This window comes from Bacillus sp. FSL K6-1006 (genome assembly GCF_038593175.1).
GTDB classification, from domain to species: Bacteria; Bacillota; Bacilli; order Bacillales; family Bacillaceae; genus Bacillus; species Bacillus safensis.
Window position 1 is genome coordinate 123,087 of the sequence record NZ_CP151970.1, and the last position, 15,323, is coordinate 138,409.

11 protein-coding genes and 1 other annotated feature (1 of these 12 only partly in view) are annotated in these 15,323 nt (G+C 42.4%); all 11 genes read left to right on the top strand.

Going from position 1 to position 15,323, the window contains the following annotated elements:
- Positions 1-10: a sequence feature (ribosomal protein L10 leader region), on the top strand (it extends 131 nt beyond the left edge of the window).
- Between the two features lie 69 nt (positions 11-79).
- The 11 genes from rplJ (at position 80) to NSS65_RS00725 (ending at position 15,224) form a co-directional block, all read left to right on the top strand.
- Entirely contained in the window at positions 80-580 is a 501-nt protein-coding gene (gene rplJ / locus NSS65_RS00675) for a 50S ribosomal protein L10 (protein ID WP_024425590.1), read from the top strand.
- A gap of 48 nt (positions 581-628) precedes the next feature.
- Positions 629-994, top strand: a complete 366-nt coding sequence (rplL, locus tag NSS65_RS00680; protein ID WP_008345418.1) for a 50S ribosomal protein L7/L12 — start codon at positions 629-631, stop codon at positions 992-994.
- Positions 995-1,090: 96 nt separating this feature from the next.
- The gene (locus NSS65_RS00685) at positions 1,091-1,696 is read left to right on the top strand and encodes a class I SAM-dependent methyltransferase (protein WP_034283897.1); all 606 of its coding nucleotides are present in this window, start codon (positions 1,091-1,093) and stop codon (positions 1,694-1,696) included.
- 255 nt (positions 1,697-1,951) lie between these two features.
- Positions 1,952-5,533: a DNA-directed RNA polymerase subunit beta gene (rpoB, locus tag NSS65_RS00690; RefSeq protein ID WP_326135440.1), complete on the top strand. Its 3,582-nt coding sequence runs from the start codon at positions 1,952-1,954 to the stop codon at positions 5,531-5,533.
- A gap of 61 nt (positions 5,534-5,594) precedes the next feature.
- Positions 5,595-9,194: a DNA-directed RNA polymerase subunit beta' gene (rpoC, locus tag NSS65_RS00695; protein ID WP_034283894.1), complete on the top strand. Its 3,600-nt coding sequence runs from the start codon at positions 5,595-5,597 to the stop codon at positions 9,192-9,194.
- 145 nt (positions 9,195-9,339) lie between these two features.
- Positions 9,340-9,588, top strand: coding sequence for a 50S ribosomal protein L7ae-like protein (locus NSS65_RS00700; RefSeq protein WP_024425593.1), 249 nt, complete (start codon positions 9,340-9,342; stop codon positions 9,586-9,588).
- 113 nt (positions 9,589-9,701) lie between these two features.
- Positions 9,702-10,121, top strand: coding sequence for a 30S ribosomal protein S12 (gene rpsL / locus NSS65_RS00705; RefSeq protein ID WP_003216962.1), 420 nt, complete (start codon positions 9,702-9,704; stop codon positions 10,119-10,121).
- A 121-nt stretch (positions 10,122-10,242) separates the two neighbouring features.
- The gene (gene rpsG / locus NSS65_RS00710) at positions 10,243-10,713 is read left to right on the top strand and encodes a 30S ribosomal protein S7 (protein ID WP_003216884.1); all 471 of its coding nucleotides are present in this window, start codon (positions 10,243-10,245) and stop codon (positions 10,711-10,713) included.
- A 54-nt stretch (positions 10,714-10,767) separates the two neighbouring features.
- Complete coding sequence (fusA, locus tag NSS65_RS00715; protein WP_024425594.1) at positions 10,768-12,846, top strand: elongation factor G; 2,079 nt, start codon at positions 10,768-10,770, stop codon at positions 12,844-12,846.
- A gap of 118 nt (positions 12,847-12,964) precedes the next feature.
- Positions 12,965-14,155: an elongation factor Tu gene (gene tuf, locus NSS65_RS00720; protein WP_034283892.1), complete on the top strand. Its 1,191-nt coding sequence runs from the start codon at positions 12,965-12,967 to the stop codon at positions 14,153-14,155.
- Between the two features lie 109 nt (positions 14,156-14,264).
- A complete protein-coding gene (locus NSS65_RS00725) occupies positions 14,265-15,224 on the top strand; it encodes an alpha/beta hydrolase (protein WP_034283889.1) in 960 nt (319 codons plus the stop codon).
- The last annotated feature ends 99 nt before the right edge of the window (positions 15,225-15,323 follow it).

The following is a 15,323-nucleotide window of genomic DNA, read 5'->3' on the forward strand; positions in this document are numbered from 1 at the left end:
ATATGGAGAACCGTTCGTTAGGAACGTGATGGCCTGATCGGTATAAGTGTTACACAAAGAATGTACAGGAGGTGTAACCATGAGCAATGCAATCGATACTAAAAAAGTTGTCGTTGATGAAATTACTTCTAAATTTAAAGATAGTATGTCTACTGTCATTGTAGACTACCGCGGTCTTTCTGTTTCTGAAGTGACTGAACTTCGTAAACAGCTTCGTGAAGCTGGCGTAGAATTCAAAGTTTACAAAAACACTTTGACTCGCCGTGCAGTTGAACAAGTTGAACTAACGGGTTTAAACGATTTCTTAACAGGTCCAAACGCTATCGCATTCAGTAACGAAGATGTTATCGCACCTGCGAAAATCATCAACGAATTTGCGAAAAGCCACGAAGCTTTAGAAATCAAAGCTGGTGTCATCGAAGGAAACGTAGCGACTGTAGAAGAAGTGAAGGCTCTTGCGGAACTTCCGTCTCGCGAAGGCTTACTATCTATGTTGCTTAGCGTTCTTCAAGCTCCAGTTCGTAATCTTGCTCTTGCTACTAAAGCAGTTGCAGATCAAAAAGAAGAACAAGGCGCTTAATGCCTACTTTACGTTTACGTAAAAAAACTTAAAATGGAGGAATTACAAATGGCTTTAAATATCGAAGAAATCATTGCTTCAGTTAAAGAAGCAACTGTACTTGAGTTAAACGACTTAGTAAAAGCAATCGAAGAAGAATTTGGCGTAACTGCTGCTGCTCCTGTAGCTGTAGCTGCTGGTGGCGGTGCTGCTGCTGAAGAAAAAACTGATTTTGATCTAGTACTTGCTGGTGCTGGAGACCAAAAAATCAAAGTTATCAAAGTGGTTCGTGAAATCACTGGTCTTGGCTTGAAAGAAGCTAAAGAACTTGTTGACAACACTCCAAAACCACTTAAAGAAGGTATTGCTAAAGAAGAAGCTGAAGAACTTAAAGCTAAGCTTGAAGAAGTTGGCGCTTCTGTAGAAGTTAAGTAATCTTCGCCTAATCTTTTGGGAAAGCTCGCTTTTACTGGCGGGCTTTTTCTTTTCTAATCTCCTGAAACGATTGAATCCAGAGGAGGTCCATTCACCATGAGTGACCACTATTATACGGAAAAGCCATCAGTGAAAAGCAATAAACAGACATGGGACTTCACCTTGAGAAACCGTACCTTTACTTTTACAAGTGACAGTGGAGTGTTTTCTAAGAAAGAAGTCGACTTTGGTTCAAGGCTTTTAATTGAAGCTTTCGAAGAACCTGATTTGGATGGCGATGTCTTAGATGTCGGTTGCGGTTATGGACCGATTGGCTTATCGTTAGCAAACGAAATGACTAGCCGTACCATTCATATGATTGATGTGAACGAAAGAGCAGTCGAACTTTCAAAGGAAAACGCTAAACATAATCGCATTGATAATGTCCGCATCTATCAAAGTGATTTGTTCTCGAATGTTCATTCCTCAGCTGCTTTTGCCTCTATACTGACCAATCCCCCAATACGGGCAGGGAAGAAAGTTGTACATGCGATCTTTGAAAAAAGTGCTGATCATTTATTGCCGGAAGGTGAGTTGTGGGTGGTTATTCAGAAAAAGCAAGGTGGACCATCTGCGATTGAAAAATTAGAGCAGCTCTTTGAAGAAGTCGAGGTTGTGCTGAAAAAAAAGGGCTACTATATCATCAAAGCTAAAAAAGTTTGACGCAGTTTCCTAGCTGTGTTAACATTATAAAATGCCAATGTGTATATTTTGCTTGATAGGCTTAAAAAACAACTATTTTGTATAAATTATGCATACTTGGGAAAACTAATAAAATCGGTATTTGTTTTTGGATGTGGTTTTCTTATTTTAGAAACCCTTTTTTCTTTTGTCTTGTAAAAGTATTTCTTTACTGACATTTGAAAGACAGAAATACTTTTTACACATATAATACGCATGATTTGAGGGGTGAATCAGTTGACAGGTCAACTAGTTCAGTATGGACGACACCGCCAGCGCAGAAGCTACGCACGCATAAGCGAAGTGTTAGAATTACCAAATCTCATTGAAATTCAAACCTCTTCTTATCAGTGGTTTCTTGATGAGGGTCTTAGAGAGATGTTTCAAGATATATCCCCAATTGAGGATTTTACTGGTAACCTTTCTCTTGAATTCATTGATTACAGCCTAGGGGATCCTAAGTATCCTGTAGCAGAATCAAAAGAACGTGATGTAACTTACTCTGCTCCACTAAGAGTAAAAGTTCGTTTAATTAACAAAGAAACTGGAGAAGTAAAAGACCAAGATGTGTTTATGGGTGATTTCCCAATCATGACAGACACAGGTACTTTTATCATTAATGGTGCGGAACGTGTAATCGTTTCTCAGTTAGTGCGTTCTCCAAGTGTATATTTCAGTGGTAAAGTAGACAAAAACGGTAAAAAAGGTTTTACTGCGACTGTCATTCCAAACCGTGGCGCATGGTTAGAATACGAAACTGATGCGAAGGATGTAGTCTATGTACGCATCGATCGCACACGTAAGTTGCCGGTTACGGTTCTTTTGCGTGCTCTCGGCTTCAGCTCTGATCAAGAGATTCTTGACCTCATTGGCGAGAATGAATACTTACGCAACACGCTGGAAAAAGACAATACAGAGAATGCAGATAAAGCACTTCTCGAAATCTACGAGCGCCTCCGTCCTGGAGAGCCGCCAACTGTTGAAAATGCGAAAAGCTTGCTAGACTCTCGCTTCTTCGATCCGAAGAGATATGACCTAGCAAATGTTGGACGCTACAAGATTAATAAGAAGCTTCATATTAAAAATAGACTGTTCAATCAAAAATTGGCTGAAACGTTAGTTGACCCTGAAACAGGTGAAATTCTAGCAGAAAAAGGTCAAATTTTAGACAGAAGAGTTCTTGATAAAATTCTTCCATACTTAGAAAACGGCATCGGATTTAGAAAGCTTTATCCTAATGGTGGCGTAGTAGAAGATGAAGTAGAACTTCAATCTATTAAGATTTATGCACCGACTGATCAAGAAGGCGAGCAAGTGATCAACGTGATTGGAAATGCATATGTAGAGGAAGCTGTGAAAAACATCACGCCTTCTGACATCATTGCATCAATCAGTTACTTCTTCAACCTTCTTCATGGTGTAGGTGACACAGATGATATCGACCACCTTGGTAACCGTCGTCTACGTTCTGTAGGTGAACTTCTGCAAAACCAATTCCGTATTGGTTTAAGCAGAATGGAGCGTGTTGTTCGTGAAAGAATGTCGATTCAAGACACAAACACGATCACACCTCAGCAGCTGATCAACATTCGTCCTGTGATCGCTTCTATCAAAGAGTTCTTTGGTAGTTCTCAGCTTTCTCAGTTCATGGATCAAACAAACCCGCTTGCTGAATTGACGCACAAACGTCGTCTGTCAGCGCTTGGACCGGGTGGTTTGACACGTGAGCGTGCAGGAATGGAAGTTCGTGACGTTCACTACTCTCACTATGGACGTATGTGTCCGATTGAAACACCAGAGGGTCCAAACATTGGTTTGATCAACTCTCTATCTTCATTTGCAAAAGTGAATCGCTTCGGATTTATCGAAACACCTTACCGCCGGGTTGATCCTGAAACTGGTAAAGTGACACCGAGAATCGATTACTTAACTGCTGATGAAGAGGATAACTACGTAGTAGCACAAGCGAACGCTCAGTTAGCTGATGATGGTTCGTTTATCGATGATAATATCATTGCTCGTTTCAGAGGGGAAAACACCGTTGTTCCTCGAAACCGCGTTGACTACATGGACGTTTCGCCAAAGCAGGTTGTTTCTGCAGCGACAGCATGTATCCCATTCTTAGAAAACGATGACTCTAACCGTGCTCTAATGGGAGCAAACATGCAGCGTCAGGCTGTGCCTTTGATGCAGCCGGAATCACCAATTGTTGGTACAGGGATGGAGTACGTATCAGGTAAAGACTCTGGTGCTGCTGTCATCTGCCGCTATCCAGGTGTTGTAGAACGTGTAGAAGCAAAAAATATTTGGGTTCGCCGTTATGAAGACGTTGACGGACAACAAGTCAAAGGAAACCTAGACAAATACAGCCTGCTGAAATTTGTCCGCTCTAACCAAGGGACTTGCTACAACCAGCGCCCTATCGTAAGTGTTGGAGATGAAGTCGTTAAAGGAGAAATTCTTGCAGACGGACCTTCTATGGAAAAAGGTGAATTGGCTCTAGGACGTAACGTTATGGTCGGATTTATGACTTGGGACGGTTACAACTACGAGGATGCGATCATCATGAGTGAGCGCCTTGTAAAAGATGACGTCTACACGTCTATTCATATTGAAGAATATGAATCAGAAGCTCGTGATACAAAGCTTGGACCAGAAGAAATCACTCGTGATATTCCAAACGTTGGGGAAGATGCTTTACGCAACCTTGACGAGCGCGGAATCATCCGTATTGGTGCAGAAGTAAAAGACGGAGACCTTCTTGTAGGTAAAGTAACGCCTAAAGGTGTAACTGAACTAACAGCTGAAGAACGTCTATTACATGCAATCTTCGGTGAAAAGGCTCGTGAAGTTCGTGATACGTCACTGCGTGTTCCACACGGCGGCGGCGGAATTATCCACGATGTAAAAGTCTTCAACCGTGAAGATGGAGATGAATTACCTCCAGGTGTAAACCAATTAGTCCGTGTATACATCGTTCAGAAACGTAAGATTTCTGAAGGTGACAAAATGGCCGGACGACATGGTAACAAAGGGGTTATCTCTAAAATCCTTCCAGAAGAAGATATGCCTTATCTTCCAGACGGAACACCGATCGATATCATGTTGAACCCTCTAGGGGTACCATCTCGTATGAACATCGGTCAGGTACTTGAGCTTCATATGGGTATGGCTGCACGTTACCTTGGCATCCACATTGCGTCACCAGTATTTGATGGTGCGCGCGAGGAAGATGTTTGGGAAACGCTTGAAGAAGCAGGTATGTCCCGTGATGCGAAAACAGTCCTTTATGACGGTCGAACTGGTGAACCATTCGACAACCGTGTATCTGTCGGAATCATGTACATGATCAAACTGGCTCACATGGTTGACGATAAACTTCACGCTCGTTCAACTGGACCATACTCACTTGTTACGCAGCAGCCACTTGGCGGTAAAGCACAGTTTGGTGGTCAGCGTTTCGGAGAGATGGAAGTATGGGCACTTGAAGCTTACGGTGCAGCATATACACTTCAAGAGATCTTAACAGTTAAATCGGATGACGTTGTGGGTCGTGTGAAAACATACGAAGCCATCGTCAAAGGGGATAACGTACCTGAACCAGGTGTCCCTGAATCATTCAAAGTGTTAATCAAAGAACTTCAAAGTTTAGGTATGGATGTGAAAATCCTATCTGGCGATGAAGAAGAGATAGAAATGAGAGATTTAGAAGACGATGAGGAAACGAAGAAAGCAGACGGATTAGCGTTATCTAATGACGAAGATGCTGCAGACCTCGCACCTGTCGATCTTGAACGTGACGCAGTCACAAAAGAATAGCAGAAACGATTAGAGCAAGTGACTAGGGTATAACCCGAAGATTAAAAGGGAGGTAGGCCCCTTGCTAGATGTGAACAATTTTGAGTATATGAACATCGGTCTCGCATCACCTGATAAAATCCGTTCTTGGTCTTTTGGTGAAGTGAAAAAGCCTGAAACGATTAACTATCGTACACTGAAACCTGAAAAAGATGGTCTCTTTTGTGAACGTATCTTCGGACCGCAAAAAGACTGGGAATGTCATTGTGGGAAGTATAAACGCGTTCGGTATAAGGGTGTTGTATGTGACCGTTGTGGTGTAGAAGTAACACGGGCAAAAGTCCGTCGTGAGAGAATGGGGCATATTGAACTGGCTGCCCCAGTTTCCCACATTTGGTATTTCAAAGGTATCCCAAGCCGTATGGGTCTTGTTCTTGATATGTCACCACGTGCGTTAGAAGAAGTGATCTACTTCGCTTCTTACGTCGTGACAGATCCGGGCAATACACCGCTTGAGAAGAAACAACTTCTTTCTGAGAAAGAATTCCGTGCTTATTTAGATAAATACGGTAATACATTCCAAGCAGCTATGGGTGCAGAAGCAATCAACAAACTTCTTCAAGATATCGATCTTGTAAAAGAAGTAGATACACTGAAGGAAGAGCTGAAAACTGCTCAAGGACAGCGACGTACACGTGCGATCAAACGCCTTGAAGTGTTAGAAGCCTTCCGTAACTCAGGAAACAAACCATCTTGGATGATTCTTGATGTACTTCCGGTTATTCCGCCAGAATTACGTCCAATGGTTCAGCTTGATGGTGGACGTTTTGCTACTTCTGACTTGAACGACCTTTATCGTCGTGTCATCAACCGTAACAATCGTCTGAAGCGTTTATTAGATCTTGGCGCGCCAAGCATCATCGTTCAGAACGAGAAGCGTATGCTTCAAGAAGCTGTCGATGCCTTGATTGATAATGGACGTAGAGGCCGACCAGTAACAGGACCAGGAAATAGACCATTGAAATCTCTTTCTCACATGCTGAAAGGGAAACAAGGACGTTTCCGTCAAAACTTGCTTGGTAAACGTGTTGACTATTCTGGACGTTCCGTTATCGTCGTAGGACCACATTTGAAAATGTATCAGTGTGGACTTCCGAAAGAAATGGCTCTTGAATTATTCAAACCATTCGTGATGAAGGAGCTTGTTGAAAAAGGATTAGCTCACAACATCAAGAGTGCGAAGCGTAAAATTGAGCGCGTGCAGCCAGAAGTATGGGATGTATTAGAATCAGTTATTCGTGAGCATCCAGTCTTACTAAACCGTGCACCGACTCTTCACAGACTTGGTATTCAAGCGTTTGAACCTACACTTGTGGAAGGACGCGCAATTCGTCTTCATCCACTTGTATGTACAGCCTACAACGCTGACTTTGACGGTGACCAAATGGCGGTTCACGTACCATTATCTGCTGAAGCTCAAGCTGAAGCTCGTATCTTAATGCTTGCTGCTCAAAACATTTTGAACCCGAAAGATGGAAAACCAGTTGTTACGCCATCTCAGGATATGGTGCTTGGTAACTACTACCTTACACTTGAGCGCAAAGGTGCTATCGGAGAAGGTATGGTCTTCAAAGATACTGACGAAGCCCTTCTAGCTTATCAAAATGGTTATGTGCATCTTCATACACGTGTAGCTGTTGCAGCTAGCTCGTTGAAGAATGTGACATTCACTGATGAACAGCGTTCTAAATTGTTGATTACAACAGTTGGAAAACTGATCTTTAACGAAATCTTACCGGAATCATTCCCATACATGAATGAGCCGACAAAGAGCAATATTGAAGAAAAAACGCCTGATCGTTTCTTCCTTGAAAAAGGTGAGGATGTAAAAGCTGCGATCGAGAAACAAGAAATCAATGCGCCGTTCAAAAAAGGTATTTTAGGTAAAATCATTGCAGAAATCTTTAAGAGATTCCATATCACTGAGACATCTAAAATGCTTGACCGCATGAAAAATCTTGGTTTCAGATACTCTACTAAAGCCGGTATTACGGTTGGTGTGTCTGATATCGTCGTATTAGATGATAAGCAGCAAATTCTTGAAGAAGCACAAGCAAAAGTAGATAACGTCATGAAGCAATTCAGACGTGGTTTGATTACTGAAGAAGAGCGTTATGAGAGAGTTATTTCAATCTGGAGTTCTTCTAAAGATGTCATCCAAGGTAAACTGATGAAGTCCCTTGATGAAGTCAACCCAATCTACATGATGAGTGACTCTGGAGCGCGTGGTAACGCGTCTAACTTCACTCAGCTGGCTGGTATGCGTGGTCTGATGGCCAACCCGGCTGGACGTATCATCGAACTTCCGATTAAATCTAGTTTCCGTGAAGGTTTAACCGTATTGGAATACTTTATTTCCACTCACGGTGCGCGTAAAGGTCTTGCCGATACAGCCCTTAAAACAGCTGACTCAGGTTACCTCACGCGTCGTCTCGTTGATGTTGCACAGGATGTTATCATCCGTGAAACAGATTGCGGTACAGACCGTGGAATCTTGGCGAAGTCCATTAAAGAAGGAAATGAAATTATTGAGAAACTTGAAGAACGTCTGATCGGACGTTTTGCAAGAAAACCAATTGTTCATCCTGAAACAGGCGAAGTCATTGTAGCCGAAAACGAACTAATTGATGAAGATAAAGCACTTGAAGTAGTTGAAGCAGGAATTGAGGAAGTATGGATCCGTTCAGCATTTACATGTAACACGCCTCATGGTGTATGTAAACGATGCTACGGCCGTAACCTTGCAACTGGTACTGACGTTGAAGTCGGTGAAGCGGTTGGAATCATCGCTGCACAATCAATCGGTGAGCCAGGAACACAGCTTACAATGCGTACGTTCCACACCGGTGGGGTAGCAGGAGACGATATCACACAAGGTCTACCTCGTATCCAAGAGCTATTTGAAGCGCGTAATCCGAAAGGGCAAGCGACAATTTCTGAAATTGATGGTGTCGTTGCTGAAATTAACGATGTTCGTGACAAGCAGCAGGAAATTGTGGTTCAAGGCGAAGTTGAAACTCGCTCATACACAGCTCCTTACAATGCACGTCTGAAAGTTGTTGAAGGTGACGCAGTCACTCGTGGTCAAGTACTTACAGAAGGTTCAATCGATCCGAAAGAACTTCTTAAAGTGACTGACATGACAGCTGTTCAAGAATATCTGCTTCATGAAGTACAAAAAGTATACCGTATGCAAGGGGTAGAAATCGGAGATAAGCACGTAGAGGTAATGGTTCGCCAAATGCTTCGTAAAGTGCGTGTCGCTGATGCAGGGGATACAGATGTATTACCAGGCACACTTCTTGATGTACATCAATTCACTGAAGCGAACAAAAAAGTACTATTCGAAGGCAAACGTCCTGCAACAGGCCGTCCAGTTCTTCTTGGTATTACAAAAGCTTCACTTGAAACAGACTCATTCTTGTCTGCGGCATCCTTCCAAGAAACGACTCGTGTCCTAACAGATGCGGCGATCAAAGGAAAACGTGATGAACTGCTTGGCTTGAAAGAGAATGTGATCATCGGTAAACTTGTTCCTGCTGGAACGGGAATGCCAAACTACCGTAAAGTTAAGCCGGTTTCGCAAGTGCAGCCGTCTGACGACATGGTTCCTGTAGAGTAATCTTTCTCGTGAGATTCCTATAAAATCATCAAAAAATGGTGAAGGATGTCAAGATAATCTGTCATACGATATTGACATCCTTCTGCCATGATGATAATATAACCAAGGTGCTCAAAATAAAACCTGTTACTTTGGAGGATATTCGATGTCTTATGATAAAGTATCACAGGCTCAATCCATTATTATTGGTACGAAGCAAACAGTAAAAGCTCTGAAACGAGATTCAGTTAAGGAAGTCGTCGTAGCGAAAGATGCTGATCCTGCTTTAACCGCTAGTGTATTGAAACTAGCACAAGAGAAGGGTGTAGACATCTTAGTGGTAGATTCCATGAAAAAGCTCGGCAAGGCCTGCGGAATTGAAGTTGGGGCAGCAGCTGTTGCCATTATGTTATAGCGTACTTGTTTTGTTTTTGCATGTATAAAATGCAAAAGCATTGTTTTTTGCCTTTTGATGAACCACCTGGGTATGTGGGTTATAAAAAAAGTAATGAAGGGAGGAATAACAACATGCCTACAATTAATCAGCTAATACGCAAAGGACGCGTGAGTAAAGTTGAAAACTCAAAGTCACCTGCACTTAACAAAGGATACAACAGTTTCAAAAAAGAGCACACTAACGTAACATCTCCACAGAAGCGCGGGGTTTGTACTCGTGTCGGTACAATGACACCGAAAAAACCAAACTCAGCACTACGTAAATATGCTCGTGTACGTTTGTCTAACCTGATTGAGGTAACAGCTTACATTCCTGGTATCGGACATAACCTACAAGAGCACAGTGTAGTACTTATCCGTGGCGGACGTGTAAAAGACTTACCGGGTGTACGTTACCACATCGTTCGTGGTGCGCTTGATACTGCCGGAGTTGACGGTCGTATGCAAGGACGTTCTAAATACGGAACAAAACGCCCTAAACAAAGCAAATAATACAAACAAACATAAGGGTTTTTAGAAGTTGATATCAGATCAGTGGAGTCAGGCAGCTGACAATGATATTGAGATGAGAGACAGATAGAAATCCTTTTAAAAGAGAAGGGAGGCTATTCAGATGCCACGTAAAGGTCCTGTAGCAAAAAGAGACGTATTGCCAGATCCAATTTACAATTCTAAACTTGTATCTCGTTTGATCAACAAAATGATGATCGACGGTAAAAGAGGAAAGTCACAAACAATCCTCTACAAGTCATTTGATATCATCAAAGAACGTACTGGTAATGAAGCGATGGAGGTTTTCGAACAAGCCTTGAAAAACATCATGCCAGTTCTTGAAGTTAAAGCACGTCGTGTAGGTGGAGCTAACTACCAAGTTCCTGTAGAAGTTCGCCCAGACCGTCGTACTACTTTAGGTCTTCGCTGGTTAGTAAACTATGCTCGTCTTCGTGGAGAAAAAACGATGGAAGAGCGTCTTGCTAACGAAATCCTTGACGCAGCTAACAACACTGGTGCTGCTGTTAAGAAACGTGAAGATACACACAAAATGGCAGAAGCGAACAAAGCATTCGCTCACTACCGCTGGTAGGATTTATACCAAACTAAAAAAACTATTCCCTAATGAGGAAGGAGAAATTACCCAATGGCAAGAGAGTTCTCCTTAGACAAAACTCGTAATATTGGTATCATGGCTCACATCGATGCCGGTAAAACGACAACGACTGAGCGTATCTTGTACTACACTGGTCGTATCCATAAAATTGGTGAAACTCACGAAGGAGCTTCACAAATGGACTGGATGGAGCAGGAGCAAGAACGTGGTATTACAATCACTTCTGCTGCTACTACAGCACAATGGAAGGGTTACCGTGTAAACATCATCGATACACCAGGACACGTAGACTTCACTGTTGAAGTTGAACGTTCTTTACGTGTACTTGATGGTGCGGTTGCTGTTCTTGATGCACAATCAGGTGTAGAGCCACAAACTGAAACAGTTTGGCGCCAAGCAACAACTTACGGAGTACCTCGTATCGTATTCGTTAACAAAATGGATAAAACTGGTGCGGACTTCCTTTACTCTGTAAGCACATTAAGAGATCGTCTTCAAGCGAACGCTCATGCAATTCAATTGCCGATCGGCGCTGAAGATCAATTCGAAGGAATCATCGACCTTGTAGAAAACGTAGCATACTTCTACGAAGATGACCTTGGAACTCGCTCTGATGCTAAAGAAATCCCTGCTGAGTATAAAGACAAAGCTGAAGAGCTTCGCAGCAGCCTAATTGAAGCTGTTGCTGAGCTTGATGAAGAGCTTATGGAAAAATACCTTGAGGGTGAAGAAATCACAATTCCTGAATTGAAAGCTGCAATCCGTAAAGGAACATTGAATGTTGAATTCTACCCAGTTCTTGTTGGATCTGCTTTCAAAAACAAAGGTGTTCAGCTTGTACTTGACGCTGTGCTTGACTACCTGCCTGCACCAACTGATGTTGCTGCAATTAAAGGTATCCTGCCAGATTCAAATGAAGAGGTTGTTCGTGAGTCTACTGATGACGCACCATTCGCAGCTCTTGCATTTAAAGTTATGACTGACCCTTATGTTGGGAAACTAACTTTCTTCCGCGTATACTCTGGAACACTTGATTCTGGTTCATACGTGAAGAACTCTTCTAAGAACAAGCGTGAACGTGTTGGACGTATCCTTCAAATGCACGCAAACAGCCGTGAAGAAATCTCTACTGTATATGCAGGGGATATCGCAGCAGCTGTAGGTCTTAAAGATACATCTACTGGTGATACTCTTTGTGACGAGAAAAATCTTGTTATCCTTGAGTCTATGGAATTCCCAGAGCCAGTTATCGATGTAGCTATCGAGCCTAAATCTAAGGCTGACCAAGATAAAATGAGTATCGCTTTAGCTAAACTAGCTGAAGAGGATCCAACATTCCGTACACAAACAAACCCTGAAACTGGTCAAACGATCATCTCTGGTATGGGTGAGCTTCACCTTGATATCATTGTTGACCGTATGAAGCGTGAGTTCAAGGTTGAAGCTAACGTAGGTGCTCCTCAAGTTGCGTACCGTGAAACATTCCGTTCTGGTGCAAAAGTTGAAGGTAAATTCGTACGTCAGTCTGGTGGACGCGGTCAGTTCGGACACGTTTGGATTGAATTCGAACCAAACGAAGAAGGCGCAGGATTCGAATTTGAAAATGCAATCGTCGGTGGGGTTGTTCCACGTGAATACATCCCAGCAATTCAAGCAGGTCTTGAAGATTCACTTGAAAATGGTGTATTAGCTGGATTCCCATTAATCGACATCAAAGCAAAATTATTTGATGGATCTTACCACGATGTTGACTCTAACGAAATGGCGTTCAAAATTGCTGCATCTATGGCATTGAAAAATGCTGTTAGCAAATGTAACCCAGTTCTACTTGAGCCAATGATGAAAGTGGAAGTTGTTATCCCTGAAGAATACATGGGAGACATCATGGGTGATATCACATCTCGTCGTGGACGTGTAGAAGGTATGGAAGCTCGCGGTAACGCTCAAGTTGTTCGCGCTATGGTTCCACTTTCTGAAATGTTCGGATATGCTACTGCACTCCGTTCTAACACACAAGGACGCGGTACTTTCACTATGCACATGGATCACTACGAAGAAGTGCCTAAGAGCATCAGTGAAGAAATCATCAAAAAAAATAAAGGTGAATAATTGATTTTGCCTTTAAACTAAAGTATAACTACTATTGAAGATCAGAAAGTGAGAGGTAACTCTTCACTTTCTATCACTCTATACCAAATACAATGAACCTTTAAGGAGGATTTTTAGAATGGCTAAAGAAAAATTCGACCGTTCCAAATCGCATGCTAACATTGGTACAATTGGACACGTTGACCATGGTAAAACAACTCTAACTGCTGCTATCTCAACAGTTCTTCATAAGAAATCTGGTAAAGGTACAGCTATGGCTTATGACCAAATCGATGGTGCTCCAGAAGAGCGCGAGCGTGGAATCACAATCTCAACTGCACACGTTGAGTATGAAACTGAAACTCGTCACTATGCACACGTAGACTGCCCAGGACACGCTGACTATGTTAAAAACATGATCACTGGTGCTGCTCAAATGGACGGCGCGATCTTAGTAGTATCTGCTGCTGATGGTCCAATGCCACAAACACGTGAGCACATCCTACTTTCTCGTAACGTAGGTGTACCATACATCGTAGTATTCCTTAACAAATGTGACATGGTTGACGATGAAGAGTTACTTGAACTTGTTGAAATGGAAGTTCGTGACCTTCTTTCTGACTATGACTTCCCTGGTGACGATGTACCAGTTATCAAAGGTTCTGCTCTTAAAGCTCTTGAAGGAGATGCTGATTACGAAGCAAAAATCTTTGAACTTATGGATGCGGTTGATGAGTACATCCCAACTCCAGAGCGTGACACTGAGAAGCCATTCATGATGCCAGTTGAGGACGTATTCTCAATCACTGGTCGTGGAACAGTTGCTACTGGTCGTGTTGAGCGTGGACAAGTTAAAGTCGGTGACGAAGTTGAAATCATCGGTCTTCAAGAAGAAAACGGTAAAACAACTGTTACAGGTGTTGAAATGTTCCGTAAACTTCTTGACTACGCTGAAGCTGGTGACAACATCGGTGCACTACTTCGTGGTGTATCTCGTGAAGATATCCAACGTGGTCAAGTACTTGCTAAACCGGGTACAATCACTCCACACAGCCGTTTCAAAGCTGAAGTTTATGTACTTTCTAAAGAAGAGGGTGGACGTCATACTCCATTCTTCGCTAACTACCGTCCGCAGTTCTACTTCCGTACAACTGACGTAACTGGTATCGTACATCTTCCAGAAGGTACTGAAATGGTAATGCCTGGCGATAACACTGAGATGGAAGTTGAACTTATCTCTACTATCGCTATCGAAGAAGGAACTCGTTTCTCTATCCGTGAGGGTGGACGTACTGTAGGTTCTGGTGTCGTTTCAACTATCATTAAGTAATAAACATACAAAAGAGACTCCTTGCAAAAGGGTCTCTTTTTTTGCTTTTCCAGATCAGAACGGCTACTATAAGCTATAGAATCTAAATGGAACCGAGAGGATCGCTGGAATGGTAAAGACATATTTGAAAAAATGGTCGATCGGCGGGATTGACCAATGGATTATGATGAAAGAAGACCAGACGAGTGAAACGAAGCCTGTCCTTTTATTTTTACACGGCGGGCCCGGCTCGGCTCAAATCAGTTATATTGATTCCTTTCACGGGGAACTTGATCAGGACTTTACAGTTGTCCATTGGGATCAGAGAGGTGCAGGACTTTCCTATCAAGAGAATCTTCCCGATGCATCGATGACCATTCAGCAATTTATTGAAGACACGATTGAACTGACAGAGAAGCTTCTAACTTATCTAGGTCATTCAAAATTGTATATCGCAGGATACTCGTGGGGATCATTAATTGCCATACAAGCAGTACATAAGCGTCCAGATCTTTATCATGCATATTACGGGATTAGTCAGGTAGTAGATGTGTTAAAGGAAGATATCGTATCGTACGAGCTCCTTTTGAAGAAATATCATCGCAATCGTCTGTTTACTGGGTGTCTGCGATTACTGACGCCCCCTCCATGGAAACGGACATCAGCTCATGCCTTGTTTTCTCTATATAAAGAGTTTGCGAGCGTAGGTCTCACACATAGATGGAAACCGGTTTTTCAAATGCTAAAAGGGTTTCTTTTTAGTAAGCAATATCAGCTTAAAGATAAATGGAAGTTCATGAAAGGACAGAAGTTTAGTCAAGACAAGCTATGGGATCAGCTAATGAATGAGAGTATTCAATTCCGAGTTTCTACTATATTAATACCGTGCTACTTTCTCATTGGCGATCACGACATGATTACACCAGCTGCTGTATCAAAACCATATGTTGATCAATTAAAAGCACCAATCAAAGAATGGTTTACCTTTAAAGACTCTGCACATTCCCCGCACATTGAGGAACCAGATGAATTTATACGCATCATAAGAAAGACTGCTATACATCATCTTCAGGGAAAGCTTGATTTATAGGCTGAATCCCTGTATAATATGAAAAGTGTGCAAATCATAAATTTATCCGATTTATTATTGCAACACGCAGGCCAATTTGGTACAATAGTGCATGTTGGT